The 20,636-nt window shown below is 41.4% G+C and carries 18 protein-coding genes; 8 read left to right on the plus strand and 10 right to left on the minus strand.

The window, feature by feature from the left end:
- Window positions 1-56 precede the first annotated feature (56 nt).
- Window positions 57-1,790 (plus strand): GMC family oxidoreductase, encoded by a 1,734-nt coding sequence (locus EVU92_RS19500; protein ID WP_130052813.1) that lies wholly within the window; start codon window positions 57-59, stop codon window positions 1,788-1,790.
- 27 nt (window positions 1,791-1,817) lie between these two features.
- Here EVU92_RS19500 and EVU92_RS19505 read toward each other — a convergent pair whose 3' ends face one another.
- On the minus strand, window positions 1,818-2,246 hold the full coding sequence (locus tag EVU92_RS19505) for an organic hydroperoxide resistance protein (protein WP_054553604.1): 429 nt from the start codon (window positions 2,244-2,246) through the stop codon (window positions 1,818-1,820).
- Window positions 2,247-2,369: 123 nt separating this feature from the next.
- Here EVU92_RS19505 and EVU92_RS19510 point away from each other — a divergent pair, with 123 nt between their 5' ends.
- The 6 genes from EVU92_RS19510 to EVU92_RS19535 all read left to right on the plus strand — a co-directional run bounded on the left by EVU92_RS19510 (window position 2,370) and on the right by EVU92_RS19535 (window position 8,415).
- Entirely contained in the window at window positions 2,370-2,801 is a 432-nt protein-coding gene (locus EVU92_RS19510) for a MarR family transcriptional regulator (RefSeq protein WP_130052814.1), read from the plus strand.
- Between the two features lie 93 nt (window positions 2,802-2,894).
- Window positions 2,895-3,908: a zinc-binding alcohol dehydrogenase family protein gene (locus tag EVU92_RS19515; RefSeq protein ID WP_130052815.1), complete on the plus strand. Its 1,014-nt coding sequence runs from the start codon at window positions 2,895-2,897 to the stop codon at window positions 3,906-3,908.
- 583 nt (window positions 3,909-4,491) lie between these two features.
- Entirely contained in the window at window positions 4,492-4,722 is a 231-nt protein-coding gene (locus EVU92_RS19520) for a helix-turn-helix domain-containing protein (RefSeq protein WP_054562555.1), read from the plus strand.
- 48 nt (window positions 4,723-4,770) lie between these two features.
- On the plus strand, window positions 4,771-6,114 hold the full coding sequence (astB, locus tag EVU92_RS19525; protein ID WP_130052816.1) for an N-succinylarginine dihydrolase: 1,344 nt from the start codon (window positions 4,771-4,773) through the stop codon (window positions 6,112-6,114).
- Window positions 6,115-6,117: 3 nt separating this feature from the next.
- On the plus strand, window positions 6,118-6,627 hold the full coding sequence (locus tag EVU92_RS19530; protein ID WP_130052817.1) for a GNAT family N-acetyltransferase: 510 nt from the start codon (window positions 6,118-6,120) through the stop codon (window positions 6,625-6,627).
- A gap of 99 nt (window positions 6,628-6,726) precedes the next feature.
- Complete coding sequence (locus EVU92_RS19535; RefSeq protein WP_130052818.1) at window positions 6,727-8,415, plus strand: methyl-accepting chemotaxis protein; 1,689 nt, start codon at window positions 6,727-6,729, stop codon at window positions 8,413-8,415.
- Between the two features lie 38 nt (window positions 8,416-8,453).
- Here the strand turns inward: EVU92_RS19535 and EVU92_RS19540 are convergent, their stop codons facing one another.
- On the minus strand, window positions 8,454-8,894 hold the full coding sequence (locus EVU92_RS19540; protein ID WP_130052819.1) for a hypothetical protein: 441 nt from the start codon (window positions 8,892-8,894) through the stop codon (window positions 8,454-8,456).
- A 227-nt stretch (window positions 8,895-9,121) separates the two neighbouring features.
- Between EVU92_RS19540 and EVU92_RS19545 the strand changes: the two genes are divergently transcribed.
- Window positions 9,122-10,120 (plus strand): DUF4382 domain-containing protein, encoded by a 999-nt coding sequence (locus tag EVU92_RS19545; RefSeq protein ID WP_130053033.1) that lies wholly within the window; start codon window positions 9,122-9,124, stop codon window positions 10,118-10,120.
- 213 nt (window positions 10,121-10,333) lie between these two features.
- Here EVU92_RS19545 and EVU92_RS21860 read toward each other — a convergent pair whose 3' ends face one another.
- From EVU92_RS21860 to EVU92_RS19585, 8 genes are all read right to left on the minus strand, one after another.
- Complete coding sequence (locus EVU92_RS21860; RefSeq protein ID WP_130052820.1) at window positions 10,334-11,650, minus strand: PAS domain-containing methyl-accepting chemotaxis protein; 1,317 nt, start codon at window positions 11,648-11,650, stop codon at window positions 10,334-10,336.
- Between the two features lie 140 nt (window positions 11,651-11,790).
- On the minus strand, window positions 11,791-14,094 hold the full coding sequence (locus tag EVU92_RS19555; RefSeq protein WP_130052821.1) for a family 20 glycosylhydrolase: 2,304 nt from the start codon (window positions 14,092-14,094) through the stop codon (window positions 11,791-11,793).
- A 3-nt stretch (window positions 14,095-14,097) separates the two neighbouring features.
- Window positions 14,098-15,012, minus strand: a complete 915-nt coding sequence (locus EVU92_RS19560) for a sugar kinase (protein WP_168990044.1) — start codon at window positions 15,010-15,012, stop codon at window positions 14,098-14,100.
- A complete protein-coding gene (locus tag EVU92_RS19565; protein WP_130052823.1) occupies window positions 15,005-16,453 on the minus strand; it encodes a sodium:solute symporter family protein in 1,449 nt (482 codons plus the stop codon). The genes EVU92_RS19560 and EVU92_RS19565 overlap by 8 nt, the downstream gene beginning before the upstream one ends.
- A 128-nt stretch (window positions 16,454-16,581) precedes the next feature.
- Window positions 16,582-16,965: a RidA family protein gene (locus EVU92_RS19570; RefSeq protein WP_130052824.1), complete on the minus strand. Its 384-nt coding sequence runs from the start codon at window positions 16,963-16,965 to the stop codon at window positions 16,582-16,584.
- 1 nt (window position 16,966) lies between these two features.
- The gene (locus tag EVU92_RS19575; protein ID WP_130052825.1) at window positions 16,967-18,424 is read right to left on the minus strand and encodes a D-aminoacylase; all 1,458 of its coding nucleotides are present in this window, start codon (window positions 18,422-18,424) and stop codon (window positions 16,967-16,969) included.
- Between the two features lie 2 nt (window positions 18,425-18,426).
- The gene (locus EVU92_RS19580) at window positions 18,427-19,278 is read right to left on the minus strand and encodes a MurR/RpiR family transcriptional regulator (RefSeq protein WP_130052826.1); all 852 of its coding nucleotides are present in this window, start codon (window positions 19,276-19,278) and stop codon (window positions 18,427-18,429) included.
- 11 nt (window positions 19,279-19,289) lie between these two features.
- Window positions 19,290-20,537, minus strand: a complete 1,248-nt coding sequence (locus EVU92_RS19585) for an amino acid deaminase (protein WP_130052827.1) — start codon at window positions 20,535-20,537, stop codon at window positions 19,290-19,292.
- Between the last annotated feature and the right edge of the window lie 99 nt (window positions 20,538-20,636).

Consider the following 20,636-nt stretch of genomic DNA (forward strand, 5'->3'; position numbering starts at 1 on the left):
TGCCACCACTACTAATCCAAGTCTTTAATAGTAGGTAACACCAACAGGTTACAATAATGCAGCAACACACATTTGATTTTGACCAAATTATTATAGGCTCCGGATTTGGTGGCTCTGTTAGTGCGCTACGCCTAAGCGAGAAAGGTAACCGGGTATTAGTACTCGAAAAAGGCCTGCGCCGCGACGATAAAGAGTTTCCAAAAACCAATTTAGATATCAAAAACTATATGTGGCAGCCAGAAATTGGCCTAAAAGGCTGCATTCAATTTTCGTTTACCAGCAAAGTCACAGTGCTGCATGGCGTCGGTGTTGGGGGTGGCTCACAAGTTTATGCCAATGTGCACCTTATTCCTGATGATGAAGTGTTTCAATCTCCAGCGTGGACACGCATAAAATCAGACTGGAAAGAAAGCCTTATGCCCTACTATGGACTTGCACAGCGCATGTTAGGCAGTGCCAAAAATACCTATACCAATGTTGCCGATCAAACGCTAAAAGAGGTTGCTGAGCAGATGGGTCAAGGTGACTCGTTCAAAACCGTGAACACAGGTGTGCTTTTTGCAAAACCCGGCGAAGCCTATAACAAAGAGCTACCCGACCCATACTTTAATGGCGATGGTCCAAGGCGAAATACCTGCCATTACTGTGGTAGCTGCATGATTGGTTGTCGCCATAATGCTAAAAACACTTTAATGAAAAACTATCTTTACTTTGCCGAGCGCAACGGCGTAGAAATAAGACCAAGCTCTGAAGTAATAAAAATCACCCCGCTCAGTGCAGATGGTAGCGCCGGATACAAAATCAAAATTAAAGATACCAGTCATCGCAATAGCCATATTTATACCCTGACAACACGAGGGGTTGTGCTAAGTGCAGGAGTAATGGGCACCGTTCCGTTGCTTTTAAAAATGCGTGATAAAAACAAAACATTGCCCAATATTTCAGCTTGGCTTGGGAAGCAAATTCGCACTAACTCAGAAACCCTCACCACCGCTAACAACACCACTAAAAAAGTTGATGATGGTGTTGCCATCAGCTCATTTATTTCGGTCGACAAAGACACTAACATTGAAATTTGCCGGTTTAGAGAAGGTGCCGATGGCACATGGCTATATTTACCTTACGTTCCCATGGTGACAGGAAAAGGTCTAAAGCGTATTACTAAGTTTTTAGTTAACACACTGCGCCATCCAATAAAAACAGCCAGAGTTCTGCGCCCAAAAGGCAAAGCCCGCAGCTCCATTCTATTTTTAGTAATGCAAAAATCAGAGGCGTTTATTCACCTTGAGTGGCGACGCAAATGGTATCGCTTCTTTAAAAAGAGCATAACTGCAGTGCAAAAAGAAAATGATACGCCGCTTAGCGTTAGTTTTCCAAAAGCAGAAGAAGCGACCAAACTATACGCCGAAAAACTTGGCGGTGTGCCAGGCTCAGCCTTATCTGAAGTGCTATTTGGTGTACCGATGACGGCACATATCATGAGTGGGGTCGCTATGGGGACTGATGCTTCCAACGGCGTAGTTGATAGCTCGGGTGAAGTATTTGGCTATCAAAACCTGCGTGTTATCGACGGTTCAATCATACCGGGTAATTTAGGGGTAAACCCATCATTAACCATTACCGCCTTATCTGAATACGCGATGAGCCAAATACCAATATTCGATAAAGAGCGAGCAAGTAAGATTAAGCCAATAGAATTTAGTGAGCCGCGCGAAGGCTTAGTATCAGCGCTCACTGACTCAGGCGATTTAGCAAAATCGATTGCTGAAAAACAAAAAAGCCGTACTTAAAGCACGGCTTAATTTGATCAACAATGATTAGATCACTGATAGTTCTACAGCAATGTTACCGCGCGTTGCGTTTGAGTATGGGCATACTTCGTGTGCTTTATTAACTAGAGCAAGGGCTGTGTCTTTATCAAGATCACCCACTGATACCGCAAGCTTAACGGCAATACCAAAACCGCCTTCGATAGGACCAATTGATACTTCTGAGTTTATGTGAGTATCTGCTGGTAATTTAATTTTTGCTTGGCCAGCAACTAGTTTTAATGCGCCGATAAAACACGCCGCATAACCTGCTGCAAATAATTGCTCAGGGTTTGTACCTTGACCATCATCACCACCTAACCCTTTAGGTGTTGATAGTGCCACATCTAAACGGCCATCATCTGATTTTGCTGTACCTTCACGACCACCCGTAGCTGTTGCTTTTGCTGTGTATGCGACGCTTTGTAGTTCTTTCATGGTTACTCTCCTAATTAAGTGGAAATATATTTTGCATGCAAAATATATTAGATCAGCTTTTTCGGGATTGCAAATATTTTGCATGCAAATTAAAATACTCTTATTAAATTTTGAGGATCGAGCATGAAATACCCACAACTAAAATTAGATAACCAGCTATGCCATCGCTTATATATGGCATCGAATGGGATTGCCCGTGCGTATCGAGATTCTCTCAATCAATTAGATTTAACCTACCCGCAATACGTAGTGATGATGGCGCTGTGGGAAAAAGATCAGATCAGCATTGCTGAACTACTTGAAAAAACCGCCATTGATGGCGGTGCGATGACGCAAATTTTAAAAAAAATGAGCGACAAAGCATTATTATCGATCATCAAAGATAGCCAAGATAAACGCAAACGACTCGTTCAGCTCGAAGCCAAAGGCAAAGCGATGCAAGATCAAGCCGCTGAGATACCGTCGAAAATTCGTTGTCGCTTCCCAAGCATTAACGATCAACAAGCGTTGCAACTGATTGAGTTACTCGATTTAGTAAATGGTGACCTTAATTAACAAAAATTATTTGAAAGTGAATTTGGATTACAACTCTTTTTAATATAATTCTATGCGCTATAGTGTTCAAAACTCATCAATATGGACACCATCATGAAAGCATTTGGATACACCACAGCAACCCCAACGTTATCTGACTCATCACTACAAGCGATTGAATTACCTGATCCAGTTGCCACAGGTCACGATATTCTTGTAACCGTAGAAGCAATTTCAGTAAACCCAGTTGATACTAAAATTCGCGCTAATGTGTCACCCGAGAGTGGCTATAAGGTTATTGGCTGGGACGCTGTGGGTACGATTAAAGCTATTGGCGACAAAGTATCGTTATTTAATGTGGGTGACCGTGTGTTTTATGCTGGCGACTTAACGCGCCAAGGCAGTAATGCTGAGCTGCAACTTGTTGATGAGCGCATTGTCGGTCTTGCACCAAGAAGCCTCAGCAATAGTGAAGCAGCCGCCCTGCCATTAACCAGTATCACGGCATGGGAGTTATTGTTTGATCGCTTACAGATTGAAAAATCTAAGAACAATAAACCAGCCTCTGTATTAGTGATCGGTGCCGCAGGTGGTGTAGGCTCAATTTTAGTGCAACTTGCCAAACAGCTTACCAATTTAACAGTTGTTGGTACCGCCGCACGAGAAGAAAGCGCCAACTGGCTTAAAGATTTAGGTGTTGATCATGTGCTTGATCATAGCAAAAACCTTAACCAGCAACGCCTTGAAGCTGAACTTAGTGAATTTGATTACGTAATTAGCTTAACGCACACCGACCAACACCTTGATAGCATTATGGAAGTGATCAAGCCACAAGGTAAATTGGCACTGATCGACGACCCTGCAAGCTTTGATATTTTAAAGTTAAAGCGTAAAAGTATTTCGTTGCATTGGGAGTTTATGTATACCCGCTCAATGTTCCAAACCGATGATATGATTGCCCAGCATCAGCTTCTTTCAGAGCTAGCCACCTTAGTTGATAACGGCACAATCAAAACAACATTGGGTGAACATTTAGGTAAGATAAACGTAGCAAACCTTATTAAAGCCCATAGGATTTTAGAGTCTCATAAGGCTCGCGGAAAGCTGGTATTGGAAGGGTTTGAGTAACGAGGTATGAGTTACGAGGGGAAAGATACGAGTTGCGAGGGGAAAGTTAGAGAGAGTAAAGTTTCGAGAAGCGAGATGCGAGCATGTAGCAGCGATTTTACATCGCGTTTTATTCTCGTATCTCTCCTACTTCACCCATGTCGCGGCATAAAGCCGCTGCTGACTGTAGGCGTCACGCTTGCTTGGCGCGCGAAACAAAAGATTAAGATTCAAGTTACGAGAGTAAAGTTACGAGAAGCGAGGTGCCAGCTTGTAGCAGCGATTTCACATCGCGTTTTTCCTCGCCCTTTAATAAAAACACGCATCATTAAAGTGCATTACAGCAATTACCTTTCACTATTTTAGTGCCTGATTTTAGGGACTCCCCAGCCAAAAAATATTAACCAATTGATTTTTAATGCTTTTAAATTTAATAAAGGTTTGGCACAGATCTTCCTATAGTGAGTATGAACAGGCACTAACAAGGAGACTAACGTGACTAACTTCTTTCACACTCTTTATCTACTTTGGCGATTAGACATCAGCACATGGCATATGCATGAAGCAAACGATCCGCATAATGTTGCTGATTTGGAGCGTCGCTATGTTAAATAATGACCCCGCATTTATTGAAGCGCTTAAAAAAATTTCGGTTCATCAACTTACAATCACCGAAGCGTCTGAGCAGTACGACATTCCCAAGCGTGTGTTATATAAAGCTGCACGACAGCAACAAGTTAAACAGAACAAACAAAAAGCGTATTTAATTGCCACTCAGAAGCGCCTTCAACAAAGTCTACGTAATGTAGAAATGGAGTTAGCTAGCTTCAGCTAAATAACTTCTGTATGGTTAAAATACACGCACAATAATGATGGATTAAGTATGCACGCAGTAGAAGTAAACTTTGATGGCTTAGTGGGGCCTACTCACAATTACGCGGGATTATCGTATGGCAATGTCGCTTCACTAAGTCACGCCTCTTCGCATTCCAACCCCAAAGAGGCTGTGTTACAAGGCCTTGAAAAAATGAAGGCAATGCACGAATTAGGCCTAGAACAAGGTATTTTTGCACCTCATGCTCGCCCTGACATTAATGTGCTAAGGCGTTTAGGCTTTACAGGCAGCGATAGCCAAATTATTGAAAAAGCATTTAAAGCCGACCCTGTTTTACTGCGAGCTTGTTACAGTGCATCGGCAATGTGGACAGCCAATGCTGGCACTATTTCGCCTTCAGTCGATACTCTTGATGGCAAAGTGCACTTTACGGCTGCTAACTTAAATAACAAATTTCACCGCTCGTTAGAACCTGTCACAACAACGGCATTACTAAAAGCCATGTTTAACGATGAGCGTTACTTTAGCCATCATACACACTTACCTGATCAAGGCTTTTTTGGTGATGAAGGTGCCGCAAATCATAATCGATTATGCGACAGCCATGCAGATGCAGGGCTTGAGATCTTTGTTTATGGTGCAAGTAGTTTTAATAGCGCCCTACCAAAACCCGTTAAATTTCCTGCAAGACAATCTCTAGAAGCATCGCAAGCAATTGCCCGTTTACATCAGCTAAAGCCAGAAAATCAGTTATTTATTCAACAAAATCCTGATGTAATAGATCAAGGTGTCTTCCACAACGATGTAATTGCTGTGGCCAATGGCAATGTACTTTTATGCCACGAACAAGCGTTTTTGCATCAAGCTGATACTTTAAAACAAATTAAACAAGCCTACCTTGGCAACAAGCCACTGCATATTATTGAAGTACCAACCAATAAAGTGAACATTAAAGATGCCGTAAGCAGCTATTTATTTAATAGCCAATTAATTACCTTAAATGATGACAGCATGATGCTGGTTGCTCCTAAAGAGTGTCAGCGCAATCAAGCCGTTCACGATTACATTCAAGAAATGATTTTGGCAGATAACCCAGTTCAACAAGTACGCTTTTTTGACTTGCGCCAAAGCATGCAAAATGGTGGTGGCCCTGCTTGTTTACGCTTACGTGTTGCACTCAATACTGACGAACTGGCAGCGATCAATCCGGGTGTGCGCTTCAGCGAAGAAAAATATACTCAACTAGTGAGTTGGGCGAATAAGCATTACCGTGACTCTTTAAGTAGTGACGACTTTGCCGACCCACTGCTTTTAACCGAAAGCTATCAGGCACTTGATGAGTTAACCAGCTTACTTAATTTAGGCTCTGTGTATCCATTTCAACAAGAATAAATAATGAAACTTAAAGCAGTACACTCTATTAAAGGGGTGTCTAAATCACTCAATACTTTACTGATTGATAGCGTTGCCAGTGGCGCATCAATCGGCTTTATTGCCCCTTTATCATTACAGTCAGCACATGACTACTGGCAAGGGGTCGATGGAGATTTAGCAACTCCTTACCGTAGGCTTTATCTTGCCCTTGATGGTGATACGGTGATTGGCTCAGTGCAGCTTTCTTTGTGCGCCAAGGCCAATGGCGCTCACCGCGGCGAGGTAGAAAAGCTCATGGTACACAGCGAATATCAAGGCAAAGGAATAGCAAAACAATTGATGAATAGTCTAGAGACCGACGCCCGTACATTAGGTATTCAATTACTGGTACTTGATACCCGCCAAGGTGATACTGCCTCATATTTGTATCGCAAACTCGATTATATTGAAGCTGGCACTATTCCTGGTTTTGCGAAAAGTTCCTCCGGTGAATTTGACGCAACGGTGTATTTTTATAAGCAAGTCGCCTAGATCTGCTTTTTATAGCCAATTGATATAACCATAAAGTCGACTAATAAAAATCTTTAAACGTACTAAACTAGTACTGCGGATTTTTATTAGGAGCGATAAATGGCGCTATCAATACAGCAACGGGTACTCTTTCTAGCCCTACTTCCCCCCCTACTCATTGCAATTATGCTGACACTCTACAACTATGTGCAGTCAAAACACAGTGGTGCACAAACCGTTGAAAGTTTTGCCACACAAATGGAAAACGACCGAAAGGCCGAAGTCAGTAACTATCAAAAAATTGCCATGAGCTCGATTGCTCACCTGATCGCGCAAGATGATGGCTCTAATACTGAACAGCTGCAAAACCAAGCAAAAAGTATCTTACGTAATTTGCGTTTTGATGATGCTGGCGATACCGGCTATGTGTTTGTTTATGATGTTAAAGGTATCAACATTGCCCATGGCGTTAACGCCTCTCTTGAGGGTAAAAACCTTTATGATTTTAAAGATCCTAATGGGGTTTATCTGATACGAGAGCTCATTGATGCGGCGAAGAAAGGCGGTGGCTATGTGCAGTATTCTTGGAAAAATACCAATGGCAGTGTAAATCCTAAGCTCGGTTATGCCGCTTTGGTACCAAAATGGAATTGGGTACTAGGAACAGGTTTTTGGATCAGCGGCCTTGAGCAACAAGTTGCAGTAACAGAGCAACGAGTTAATGAAGGTATCGATAATGCCTTTATTAATACTATTATCGCTTCAGTATTTGCAGTTGCAATTACCGCAGCGATTGCTGTGGTGGTATCGCGCAGTATTACTAGCCCTCTTCACACAACCGTACTAGCAATGAACGATATATCACAAGGTGATGGCGATTTAACCCAGCGTTTAATGGTGAAACGAGACGATGAACTCGGCAAACTTGGCAGCTCGTTTAACCGCTTTGCCGATGACGTCGGAAAAATGGTTATTGATATACGCCAATCATCGCAATCGATGAATCAAGCGTCACATAAGCTCAATGAGCTACTTGCCAATATGCACGCAGGTATTAATCGTCAACATGAAGAAAGTGAACAAGTTGCAACGGCAATAAACGAAATGTCAGCGGCGTCAATGGAAGTAGCACGCAGCGCCCAAGAGGCCTCAACCGCTGCTGAACATGCCGATCATTTAGTCAAACAAGCTAACAACCAGTTACTTATCGCTATAAAAGTTATTAACGGCCTTGCCAAACAAGTTGATGAAGGAGCTAATGCGGTCGATCAGCTTAATCAACAATCGAGTCAAATTGGTAGTGTGCTTGATGTGATCAGAAACATTGCCGAGCAAACGAATCTATTGGCACTAAACGCGGCAATTGAATCGGCACGTGCTGGCGAAGCGGGCCGTGGTTTTGCAGTGGTGGCTGATGAAGTGCGTACGCTTGCAAAACGCACGCAAGACAGTACTCACGAAATAGAGGCAATGATTGAGCAAGTACAGCAAGGAACAACAACTGTAAATAGCATTATGCAGTCAATTAAATCAGGCAGTGCAACCAGTGTTAATGAGGCGGGCGAAGTCGAAAAAGCGCTTAATGAAGTACTGCTTTCGGTTAACACCATAACATCACAAAATGCACAAATTGCCACAGCCGCTGAAGAGCAAACATCAGTGTCTGAAGCGATTAATCAAAACATGACGACCATTGTTGATATTGCTAACAAAACCGCCAATGATACCGATGTAGCCACATCATACATGCATGAGCTGTCAGACACGGCAACGCAATTAGAACAAAATGTAAGTCGTTATAAAACCTAACATTTTAGCGTAATTGTTAAGCAGGTAGAAATTCCTGCTTAACAAAAATCATTGGTCTTTTGTAAGTTCTTTAACCAATCGAATAAATCATTATCGTAGCGCTTAAGGCGTTGTTGCTGCTTATGACTGAGACTATAAAATGGCGCAAAGCAGGCATATTTCTCACTCATAATAAGAACTAAACGCAGACCAAAAAGTGAGTAATGATGAATAAACTGCACTTGTCTTGCATGCATATGACGGCATTGTCCAAATAAATTACGGTAATACACGCCATGGCGACACACTGTTAAATTGCGTTTTGAGTTCACTACAAGTAGCGCCAATAACAACGAAACACTGCACAGTAAAAAACTAAAAAATAAATTGCCTAACTCCGACTTACTATGCATATAACCTACCAATAAGAGCATATTAAATACACTTAACAAGACCCAAGTTCTAAGCTCAAAGCGCTTCTCTAAGTCAATAACTTTCATTTTTGTTCCTAGGTTTTTATTTTTCGTTATGGTGTCAGCAAAATGTGGATGAAAAATGGATTTACCTCAAAAACACTCTTATTTGAAATTAAACCTTTAAAAACTTTCATCTCATTACAAAAAAGGTACAAAGGTGTTACCCGAAACTTACTTTTAGTAGTTCAAGTTACATTAAGTTTTAGTTATTACACTATTAGTAAATTTTTAGAACATATAGGGAAGAAATGATGAACTTTAAAACTACATTACTTAGCAGCGCCGTTCTATTTGCACTGGTTGGTTGTGGCTCAGATAACGACAAGAACGACTCGGTTGACCCTCAGCCGCAAACTGCACAATTCACGTTAGGTGTGTCTGACGCACCTGTGACAGGTTTAAAAGCTGTTAATGTTGTATTTGATTCAATCACATTGAAAACCCAAGGTGGTGAAGAGTTCACTTTTGAGACCCGTGAAGATGATGATGAAACCATGCCTGAAATGGTTAACTTGTTAGACTACACAGGTGATGATGTATTTTCTTTACTAGAAGATGAAGAAGTTCCTGCTGGCGAATATCAATGGATCCGTGCAGATGTGATCAATGGTGACACAAACGATTTAACCATGACTTCGCATGTTGTTTACGAAGATGACAGCATTGCACCACTGGTTGTTAAGCGTAAAGGCAACGATGGTGTAGGTGAAATCCAACTTGATGGTTTTACCCTTAACCAAGCTGGTAACGACTTTGTTATTGAGTTTGACCTTAAAAAGTCATTGGTTGATCCACAAAATAGTGATGAGATCTTCTTAAAACCACGCGGTGTTCGTTTAGAAAACCTTGCCGAGTCTGAAGATATCGAAGGTACTGTTAGCGACGTACTCATCGCTAACTGTGAAACAGATAATATCGATATCGCATTAGAAGATGGCTCATTCAGTCATGCTGTTTACCTATACAGCAGCGATGTTGAAATGCCAATGGATAACTATGAAGTTAACGAAGATGAAACACCACTAGATGCACCACTTGCAACTGCTGATGTTATTTTCGATAGCGAAGATAACCAATACGAATTTGAACTTGCGTTCATTCAACCAGGTGATTACCAACTTGCCTACACCTGTGCAGCGCATATCGATGACGTAGAAACTCAAGACGAAGCATTTACGCTTTATCAAGTTAAACCAATTACAGTAACATCGGGTGAAGACTTAAACGTGTCTTTCACAGTTTCTGAATAATATTGGCTTTAATACCAATTCACTTAATTAAGTGGTCTATTTTGAGGCAATAAAAGCTTGTTGGTAACAATGCAAAAATTTCGTTATTTAGTTGTTCTAAATCAGGAATTTTTAACGCAGATAGCGACAGGTTTAATCCCTCAAAATAATTATGTATTATTGCAGATTAGTATCAATACCCCACTAAAAAGCCCGCAATGCGGGCTTTTTGTTTTAAAGTTTATCGTAGCGAGTAATCACTTCGGATATTTTATCCACCACTTTATCTGCACCTGATTTAATGTCTCCCATTATCATGCTGACTTCTTCAACATTTTGTTGAGACTCACCAGACAACGCTTCTATTTCTTCGATAAGGGCTGTCATTTTTGCTGCAATTTCTTGAGTCTTCCCAATAAGACCTGATATTTCACTGGTTGACGCAGAAGTACGTTGCGATAAATTTCTAACCTCATCGGCGACCACCGCAAAACCACGACCATGCTCCCCTGCTCGAGCGGCTTCAATCGCTGCATTTAAGGCTAGTAAGTTTGTTTGCTCTGCGATGCTATTAATAGTCGTTACAATTTCACCTATTTGTGATGACTGCTGCGCTAATACATCTGACAATTCACGAGTTTGATGAACCTGCTCGCTCACTTTTTTTGATGACTCAACACTGCTCAAAATTCGCTGTTGACCATTCGTCACGACTTGCGAGGTTTCCTTCGAAGTGCAGCCAGCATTTTCTGCTGCATGTTTAACTTCTTCGGTGCTGTTAACTCTGGCGGTGACATCAGATGCAAACTTAATAATCTGCGTCACTTTACCCTGTTTATTAAAAATAGGGTTGTAGGTTGCCTCTAAATAAAGCGGGCTGCCATCACGTTTTTTACGAGAAAATTGCCCAGAAAAAATGCGCCCGTTCGCAAGCTCTTGCCAAAAGTTGGGGTTGTTTTGATAAAAGTCATCATAACAAAACAATTTATGATGCTGACCTTGGATTTCAGCGAGACTGTAACCCACAACATTAAGAAAATTATCATTTGCAGAAATAATATGACCATCAGGAGTAAAACGGATCATCGCGGTACTTTTATTAACGGCATCATAAATTGCCGACATTTCATCAAGCTTTTCAACTTCTCTGGTAATTTCTGAAGCAAACTTAATCGCACAGCGTACCTGGCCATCATCACCCCTAACGGGAAAATAAGTTGCACGCAGCCAAATATCTTCGCCGGCACCATTAATGCGAGAGAAAACCCCTGACTTTGCTTGGCCTCTAGCAATATCTTGCCAAAAGGTTTGGTATTCTTTTGAGCTACTATATTCAGGCGCACAAAACTTACTATGATGCTGACCAATAATATCGCCTGCTTGCACTTTCATTGTTTTACAAAACAAATCATTGGCTTCAAGAACAGTTCCATCGGGTGTAAATTCGATATAAGCAATATTTTCTCTGATCCCAGCTAAATACTGCTGACCTTTATCAACATCATGCTGCAACTCATGAATGAGTTGATCTTTATTGTTACTAAACCACATTGAAAAACCAATTGTGAAGGTACTTTAATAAAGTTTATCTCAGTAAGTGATAGATTCACATAAAAAAGTACCTTTTAGCCCTACAAATAGAGCATTAGGCCAGAATAAATTCCGAAACTAACACTCCTTTTAATTGCTCATTATCCACTGTTTTTACAAAGTGAAGACACTTTTTTATATTGATTTAATGAAGCCACTAACTGAGCAATCGTGCCATTATTATTAACAATGAACTGTGACTCATTTGACTGCAGCGCGTGTTTAATTTGCAGGTAGGGTTTTCGCCACTCTTTAATTCCTTCAATTAAGACCTTGTTATGCTTAATAAACTTATGCCATTCATCAACTTGTAATTGCAATGAGCTATCAAGAGCTTTAGAACAAGACTGCTTGTAGTCAGCCACTTTATAATCAAACTCTCGCAGCATTAAGCTTTCAACTGGCAGCACATCAACTAACTTATCAAGGGGAGCCCCATGATGGTATTCATCTCGCAAATAAGCTAAATGATGCAAGGTGTAATAATGTGCAGGCTCTAAAAACTCGCTAAATTTTAGTAAATTAGCAACTTTCTCTTGTGTTACATTGTCGCCTAACAATGCCTTCAATCGAGCACTAAATTGCTGCTTATGCCGACCTCCATGCTGCAATGCAAACTCATCCATTACTGCTAAACGACGATACATATCTCGCTCATTTACTTGCGTTTTTGGCGACCAAAATCGCTCTGCAATCGCATATAAACGAGGCCATAAGCGAGTATCTAAGCTCTCTGTCGTTATAAGTTCGGCCCAGATAGTTGCTTCACCGCCCAACACCCTGCCACTTTTATCTTTACCTTGTTCATCGTGAAGTGAAATATTAAGTGCCGTTAAGCTTGGTTTATTTTCTGACTTGCTTTTCATCTTGTATGGAGTGTTACCCACAAATGCAGTTTGATTACTTTCAATGTTTCCTACAAAAAGCTTTGTAGGCCCCATCCAAGTGTCTATCAATAACTCAAAACCGTGCTCTGATTGCGCAACTTGGTCAGTAATAAAATGCCCTTTTCCTTCTATGTATACCAATGCTGCTAACAAGGATTGAGTATCTCTAAATACCGTCACTTTTCCTTTGACTGGACTTCCTTTTAATCGTTTCAAAGTAAAAACTGAGTGGTTAATTACCTCTTTAGCAGTTACCCTTTTAGGTTTAATTGGATCTGGGTGGTTGCGATAGTGATAACTGGTCCATTGTGGTTGATCAATATAAAAGCCACTCGATAATAACCCATCGAACCCAGCTTCCTGTATAGCCGCGAGGGAATGATGGCCGCGCCAAGATTGCACTAAGGTTTGCTCGGGTAAGTTAGGGTGTAACACTTCATCCCAGCCTATCATCTTACGATTATATTTTGCTAATATATCCGCAACTCGCTGATTAAAATAAGCATGCAAGCCATGCGTATCCGAAAGCTTATGCTTAGCAATAAATGATTGTATTTGAGTATTTTCTTGCCAATCTCTATCATCTATTTCATCACCACCAATATGTAAATAATGATCAGGAAATAACTCTGTCAATTCTTTAACAACTTCTTCAACAAAACGATAAACCTTAGGATTACTTGGATCTAATAAAGGCCTGAATACACCCCAGCGACGCTCTATCTCATCAAGTTTTGTTCCGCTGCCAAGCTCTGGGTAAGCAAGCACGATACTACTGGCATGGCCTGGCACATCAAATTCAGGCACAACTCGAATTCCTAAATTTGCTGCATATGCCACGACATCTTTGATTTCTTCTGCGGTATAAAAAAGCCCATCGGATGCAACTTGGTGTAATTTCGGGTAGCTTTTAAGGGCAACACGCCAGCCTTGATCATCGGTTAAATGCCAATGAAATACGTTCATTTTTGCTGATGCTAGCCCTCGCAATGTCCGTTTTACATCACTAATAGGTAAAAAATGCCTCACGCTATCAAATAACAATCCACGCCATGGATAAGTGGGTGCATCGTTGATTGTCATTGCATTAAGTTGATAAGGTGTCTTTGCTGAAAATAGCAATTGATTAAGCGTTGCAAAACCGCGCAACATGCCAAATTGTGTTTGGCTTTTAAGTGTTATGGCCTTAGTGCTAATAATCAGTTGATAACTTTCATCAACATCTAATCGAGGGATATCACCCAGCCAAGCAGCCACCTCAATTTTTAACTGAGCACTGCGCTTATCTTGCCAAGTAACTGATGAAAAATTTTGTAAAAACGCCGTATTTTCAAATAGTAACTTACTTGAGTTTCTGTACTTTTCATCAAGGTAAACTGATAGATGGCTCGATGTCAGTTGCAGCTGGCCATCAAGATTCGTCACACTTACAGGCATAGGCATCAACAATGGCGGTTTAGCGACGGCAGTGCCTGTCACGCATAAAGCACACATCAATAAACGTAAAAAATAAGTCATTGCTTAACCCTCATTCGCTATTTGGATTGTTGTTGGCACTATCGCTCCTTTTTGAGCAATAACCTGAAGCGCTACTTGTTGTGCGGTACTTATAGCCTGTTGTGTATTATGCGAGTATAAATATGTAGCTAAAAAACCCGCACTAAAGGCATCACCAGCGGAAGTGGTATCCACCACATGCTCAGCCTTTTGTACAGTAAAGCGTTGTATTTCCTTGTTATTGAGCACTAAAGTATCAGCTACACCTTGCTTAATAATCACCAGCTTATTGGTAAATTGTTGATAAAAGCTGACTAATTCTTTCTCATTACATTGACCAAAAACGCCATGATGATCATCGTCAGTCACAAATAAATAATCGGCAAGCTTGTAAGCGGTTAAATAAAACGGAGTCGCTTGCTCAGATTGCCAAAGAACCGAGCGGTAGTTGCTGTCAAAAATCACTTTGCCACCTGCACGCTTAAAGTCATCTAATACGTCGAGTAGTAACTGCCGATTAGCTGTATCTAAAATAGCGAGACTAATTGCCGATAAATAACAATGACTAAAGTGTGTAGTTCTTAACGATTCTATAAAGTTATGTTGTGTATCTAACTGAAAAAATTGTTTGGCAGCGCTGTCACTTCGTGCATAACAAAATTTTCGCTCACCATGACTGTCAGTTGTAATTCCATAACGTCCTAATGTTTTATCCGTTGACGTTTGCACAAACGAAAGTGATAACCCTTGCTGTCGCCAAAGCGTCTGGGCAGCTTGGCTTATTTCATCAATACCGATAGCACTAACAAATTGCGCGTCTGCCTGTGGTGCTAAGCGTTTAAAGTACACTGCAGTGTTATAAACATCACCACCAAAACGAAGTACGTGCTCGTCATTTAATTCCTGCATAGCTTCACCAAAAAATGCGATTTTAATCATGATGCATCGCCTCTCTTTGTGCATTTAAAATTGCTAATGCTTGTTCACTATCACATATTTGTTTTGGAGTAATGAGCGTTACAAATACCGATAGAAGCATTGATGCAGTTGTCGCTGGAATAATTGGATTACTCCAATAAGCTTGCCAACTCGGTATTAAAATGACCGCCATTGATACAATAAATGACACAAACAAGGCTGTCATTGCTCCTTGCCAATTAAAGCGCGGCCAAAAATGTCCGAGTAGAACACATACACATAATCCCGACATCAAAGTGGCAATCATATTGGTGATATAACCAATCACATCATTGGTAAGTAATGCCAATAACAACGCGATACCAATAGTTAGCACCAGGCCAATTCGCGAAAGCATTATGACTTCACTTGCATGCGGCATCCGTTTAAATACCAGTATATAAATATCACGTATAAGCACACTAACAGCCGCAATAGCATCTGAGCTAGCACTAGAAATAGTAGCTGAAAGTCCAGCAATAATAACCAGCGCAGCTAAGCCAAACGGAAGCAGCTCAAAGGCCATGTAAGGGAAAGAAAATGCACTGTTTTCAAGTGATGGGTTTAGTTTGTATGCCGCCATACCAATAATCGCTGGCACGATTGCAAAAAGCAGATATAAGCCGCCTGATAAATAAAACGACTGCCGGATACTTTTCACATGCTTGCCAGAATAAATACGTTGACGAAATGAAGGCGCGACTAAAACACCAATCAACACTGCAAAAAATAACGAAACCCCATGCACTACACCTATTTTATCTAACGATAAAAAGCTTTGATTTAATAAAGGTTGTGCTTCGTTTATTGCGACTAAACCATCTGCCTGATACAACGCGACACCCGCCATCAAGAAAAATCCTATAAACAACACAAGTGCTTGAATAGAATCTGTCCATACAACGGCTACATAACCACCAATAACAACATAAATACTAAAACCAAGTGCAATAAATAATTTAGCACTGAGCGGCGACAGACCTGTTAACCAAGCCAAATACATACCACCACCCAATATATGTGCGCCAAGCCAACCGATACTGGCTACAAAAATAAAAATAGCGATAGTATTTTTAACAAGCGGATTGGCACCGACATAAAACGATACTTCTTCGCTCATTGTCATAAATTCGTATTTTCTGACCGGCGCAAAAAGTTTAGCCAGCAATAAAATCCCGCACGCACCTCCGAGCCCATATATCATGCCAGCCCAACCATTGCTGTAGGCAAAACCTACGGCTCCCATGGATGAGCCAGTTCCAACCATAGTTGCAACAGTAGTACCTAAGGTTAAAAAGAAAGGAAGGTTTCGTCCGCCTAGAAGAAAATCATCACCCGTTTTACTGTTACGACTAACCCACCAGCCAAACCAGATCATAAAAATCAGATAACCTAAAAAGGCCATTAATAATTGCCACTTCATACGACATCCTGCTTCACCTAAGCCTCATTATTATGATTACTTGCTGTTTGGCTTGGTGCTTATAGTTATAATTTCGTTTCGTGCTTTTGACGTTCAACAGCCTTTGCTGCTGAACGCTTTAATGTTTTTTAAGGTGCTTTATAACAAGTCACATCAACTTCGACTTTACAGTCAACAACCAGATCTGCGACTGCGCAAATACGTGCCGGCGGATGTTCGCCAAAAAATTCTTTAAATACCTTATTAAACGACTGAAAATAGCGTGAGTCGGTCAAAATCACTTTTACATGCGCCACATGTTCAAGACCATAACCCGCTTCATCCATAATATCGATGCAGTTTTGAATCGCTAAACGCGACTGCTCAATAATGCCACCTTCAACAACTTCACCATCTTTCATTGGTGTTTGCCCCGAAACCATTAACCAACCACCTGCTTCTATCGCTCGAGCAAAAGGTAAATGCTGTCCACCGGTGCCTGTACCACCTTCAATACCAATACGTCTGATCATGTTATTCTCCAACTGATGTTAAAAATTTGCCCGAGTGTGCTGGCACAACTTGGTCATTAAGAAGTGTTGCCTGCCCGTTGGTCCATACACGATGGACGCCTGAAGCCGGCAATTCGGAATTAATAAATGTGGCGTTATCGCAAATGGCATCGCTGTCAAAAAGAACCAGATCAGCAAACTTACCTAAGCCAATTTCACCACGATCGGTTAAACCATAATTACTCGCGCTTAACCCAGTCATTTTATGGATCGCTTTCGCAAGTGAAAAAATACCGTCTTCGCGAGCGTATTTGCCTAACACACGTGGAAAAGACCCCCACAAACGGGGATGCGGATGAGGGTCACAAGGGAGACCATCTGAACCAATCATGGTTTTATCAAAAGCGAGTATCATTGCTACGTCTTTTTCATTCAGACCATGATACACAGCGCCGGCTGGTTGCAGCTTTTTAGCGGTATCAATTAATGACAACTGCCAATCATCAGCAATCTCTTGTAGTGAGCGCTCGGCCATTTCTGGATGTGGTTGCGACCACGTGATAAAAATTTCAAAGTCACTTGTCACTTGTTTTAAATCTAATGTACTTGAACTAGCGGCATAAGGATAAGCATCACAACTACAACGAGAATGCGCTCCCTGAACTGAAAATCGTTCGATTAACTCAGGCGCGCGTCCCCAGTTATTTTTACCAGCGCACTTGAGGTGAGAAATGATCACCTTAATATCAAACAGCTTTTCCATCGCAAATGCTTCATCCATAGCGTCAAGCACAGCATCAAATTCGGTGCGCAAATGTGTTGTGTACAGCGCATTATGTGCTTTTAGCACAGGTCCAAACGCTTGAACTTCATCAGTTGTGGCAAAATTCGCATTTTTATAGGCAAGGCCGGTACTTAATCCTAGCGCGCCAGCATTCAATGCACTTTCAAGCTGCCGACACATTTGAGTAACTTCGCTTTCAGTCGCCGTGCGCAATAAATCATCCATCACATTATTACGAAGCGTTGTGTGACCAACCAAAGCGGCTACATTGACATTCGAAGGAGCGCTTTGAATTGCTGCTATGTAATCAGCCATGTTGGCAAACTTAAACTCACTGGCTGCACCGAGTAGGTTCATCGGATCAGGAGCGCATCCTTTAACAATTGCAGGGGCTGCACTGATCCCACAATTCCCTGTGATTACGGTTGTGACACCTTGACTGATTTTTGCAGCCATATTTGGATTGCGCAGTACTTCAAGGTCATCGTGCGTGTGAACATCAATAAACCCAGGAGCAAGGCATAGGCCTTTAGCATCAATGACTTCTTTTGCTGACAATGACGTTAATTTGCCAATGGCAACAATACGATCACCGCTAATAGCTACATCACAAGTAAGCGCTTCGTTGCCAAGGCCATCAAATACTTTAGCGCCTTGAATTAATGTATCAACAGGTTGTGAGACGGTGTACTGCATTGCTAATCTCCTATCGGTGCACGGTCCGGTCCTTGGCGATATTGATCAAGCTCATGCTTTATGCGGCGTAATTTTTCGCGAGATTTCTTTTGCGTCAAAATTGCGACTTCACTGGCTAACACATCAACTGCAGCTAACATCGCATATCGCGCGGTGCTTGGCGTAAAAATGTAATCAGATTCGTTAGTTTTGATTGGTAAATGAATCGAGGCTAAATCTGCTAACTCACTTTGCGGACAGATTGCGATAACCTTAGCGCCATACTCTTTTGCAATACGCGCAGTATCAATCAAGTCACGAGCACAACCCGTCAGAGATAGCATCACAACAACGTCGCTCACATCAACACTTGCCGCCGTCATGCGCATCATCACAGGGTCACTGTAGGCATTACTTAAAATATCTAATCGAAACAGACGATTATGGCATTCCTGTGCAACTACGGAACTCCCCCCACCAACACCAAAAATTAAGCTATGGCGGCTATTGGCAATATATAGGGCAGCTTGCTCTACATCGGCTTGTTTAATTAGTCCTGCGTTGATATCTAAAATATCGTGAATTGCTTTGTAAATAGCGGGGATATCTTCTCGCTGCGTAGAACTTTCATTTATAAATCGCTCACCTACTGCTAAAGATTGCGCAAGTTGTAACTTCATATCACGTACATTGCTACAACCTAGCGCTTTTGCTAAGCGGGTAATTGACGCATGACTAACATTCGCTTTATCTGCTAAATCACTAATACTTGCAGAAGCTGCAAACTGCAGATCCGCCAAAATCAATTGAGCGACGGCTTGTTCTGATTGGCGCAAATGCCCTAAGCGCTCTTTTATTCTTGAAACTATATCCAATCGTCTATCTCCTAAAAATAAGTTTCGACCACATCAACTACGTTGTAGCTATCATCAATCACATTGATGTAGCGCCACTTATCAAATGTTAAGCACGGATGTGAAGTAGCAAATGCGACAATATCGCCAACTCGAAGTGTACAATCGAGTGGTACTTTCATCATTGCGTGCTGATCCATCATTTTCTCTATCTTCCAAGTGGGATCTGCTTTACTTACTTGCCCGTTTTGATCAACCAGTAGTGAAGGAATTGGAAATCCCGCATCAAATGCAGCATCTCGCTTACCAAAACCGATAATCACTCGACCCGGTTCAGGTATTGATTGCACATACGCCCAAATTTCTAAGCATGAGGTAAGCTCAGTTTCTAAAGAGCATGCCAATTCATTTCGCGCTAAAATTTGCTGCTGTGCTTGTTCGTAAATACCTTGATCATGAGTGACATAACAGCCCGGACGAAGCACAGCGACCATGTTTTGAGTCAGTTCTTCGGGATGAAATGCCTCACACACTAAGTCGTAGTAAGCTGACCCCCCCGCTGTAATCATCACTTGTTGTGTGTCAAATGCGTTATCAGCAATTAATTGCTTACACGTTGCGACGGCATATTCGAGGAACTGACTTACCGCTTCAGTTTGCGATAGCACTCCCTCATAAACTTCGATGCCAGCCAATGCAAGCGATTGATAGTTAGCTATTTCAGCAACCAATAATGTCAGCTCTTTACTATCAACAACGCCACAGCGCCCTCCCGGCACACCAAGCTCGATCAACACATGAATCGTATGCTTAGTGTTAGCAAAGTACTCGCCAAGCATGCGTATATTATCTAGGTTATCAACCAAGCAATAAAAGGTTATGTCGTTAGCAGCAAGCAACTCATCTAATTGCTGGCAATTAGCACGGCCAACTAATTGATTTGCCATTAGCACTCGTTTTGCACCACTCTTTACAGCGGCATGTGATTGGGCAACTGTTGCGACCGTTATCGCGTAAGCCCCTGCAGCTAATTGCTTTTTAAAAATTGCAGGAGTCATCGTTGTTTTACCATGCGGTGCAAAAAGAACATGGCTTTTTTTTGTATAGTCAGCCATCCACTGAATATTATTTATTAAGCGTGATTCATACAGGCATAAACAAGGCAAACTGACATCTTGCTTAGCGACATTCCAACCTGATGAAGATAGTTTTTGGTAATTACCAAGCCCTTTATTAGCTCGATTTACTGTTTCTAGGTTTGCGACACTAAATTTTTCCATTTCAAAAGCCTGTTTATAAATCAATCAGTTAATGGCGATAGTTTAAAAATCAAACAAAAAATATAACGCTTTTAATGTAATTGTTATTGCAATTTTGTT

The sequence above is a fragment of the Pseudoalteromonas sp. MEBiC 03485 genome (assembly GCF_004195145.1).
Classification (GTDB): Bacteria; Pseudomonadota; Gammaproteobacteria; order Enterobacterales; family Alteromonadaceae; genus Pseudoalteromonas; species Pseudoalteromonas apostichopi.

Bases quoted from the DNA above. Each gene is read 5' to 3' on its own strand.
- EVU92_RS19545 (WP_130053033.1), top strand. From the start codon at position 9,122: ATGAACTTTAAAACTACATTACTTAGCAGCGCCGTTCTATTTGCACTG.
- EVU92_RS19510 (WP_130052814.1), top strand. From the start codon at position 2,370: ATGAAATACCCACAACTAAAATTAGATAACCAGCTATGCCATCGCTTA.
- EVU92_RS21860 (WP_130052820.1), bottom strand. From the start codon at position 11,650: ATGTGGTTTAGTAACAATAAAGATCAACTCATTCATGAGTTGCAGCAT.
- EVU92_RS19520 (WP_054562555.1), top strand. From the start codon at position 4,492: ATGTTAAATAATGACCCCGCATTTATTGAAGCGCTTAAAAAAATTTCG.
- EVU92_RS19530 (WP_130052817.1), top strand. From the start codon at position 6,118: ATGAAACTTAAAGCAGTACACTCTATTAAAGGGGTGTCTAAATCACTC.
- EVU92_RS19555 (WP_130052821.1), bottom strand. From the start codon at position 14,094: ATGACTTATTTTTTACGTTTATTGATGTGTGCTTTATGCGTGACAGGC.
- EVU92_RS19570 (WP_130052824.1), bottom strand. From the start codon at position 16,965: ATGATCAGACGTATTGGTATTGAAGGTGGTACAGGCACCGGTGGACAG.
- EVU92_RS19505 (WP_054553604.1), bottom strand. From the start codon at position 2,246: ATGAAAGAACTACAAAGCGTCGCATACACAGCAAAAGCAACAGCTACG.
- EVU92_RS19500 (WP_130052813.1), top strand. From the start codon at position 57: ATGCAGCAACACACATTTGATTTTGACCAAATTATTATAGGCTCCGGA.
- EVU92_RS19565 (WP_130052823.1), bottom strand. From the start codon at position 16,453: ATGAAGTGGCAATTATTAATGGCCTTTTTAGGTTATCTGATTTTTATG.
- EVU92_RS19515 (WP_130052815.1), top strand. From the start codon at position 2,895: ATGAAAGCATTTGGATACACCACAGCAACCCCAACGTTATCTGACTCA.
- EVU92_RS19540 (WP_130052819.1), bottom strand. From the start codon at position 8,894: ATGAAAGTTATTGACTTAGAGAAGCGCTTTGAGCTTAGAACTTGGGTC.
- EVU92_RS19560 (WP_168990044.1), bottom strand. From the start codon at position 15,012: ATGATTAAAATCGCATTTTTTGGTGAAGCTATGCAGGAATTAAATGAC.
- EVU92_RS19585 (WP_130052827.1), bottom strand. From the start codon at position 20,537: ATGGAAAAATTTAGTGTCGCAAACCTAGAAACAGTAAATCGAGCTAAT.
- astB (WP_130052816.1), top strand. From the start codon at position 4,771: ATGCACGCAGTAGAAGTAAACTTTGATGGCTTAGTGGGGCCTACTCAC.
- EVU92_RS19535 (WP_130052818.1), top strand. From the start codon at position 6,727: ATGGCGCTATCAATACAGCAACGGGTACTCTTTCTAGCCCTACTTCCC.
- EVU92_RS19575 (WP_130052825.1), bottom strand. From the start codon at position 18,424: ATGCAGTACACCGTCTCACAACCTGTTGATACATTAATTCAAGGCGCT.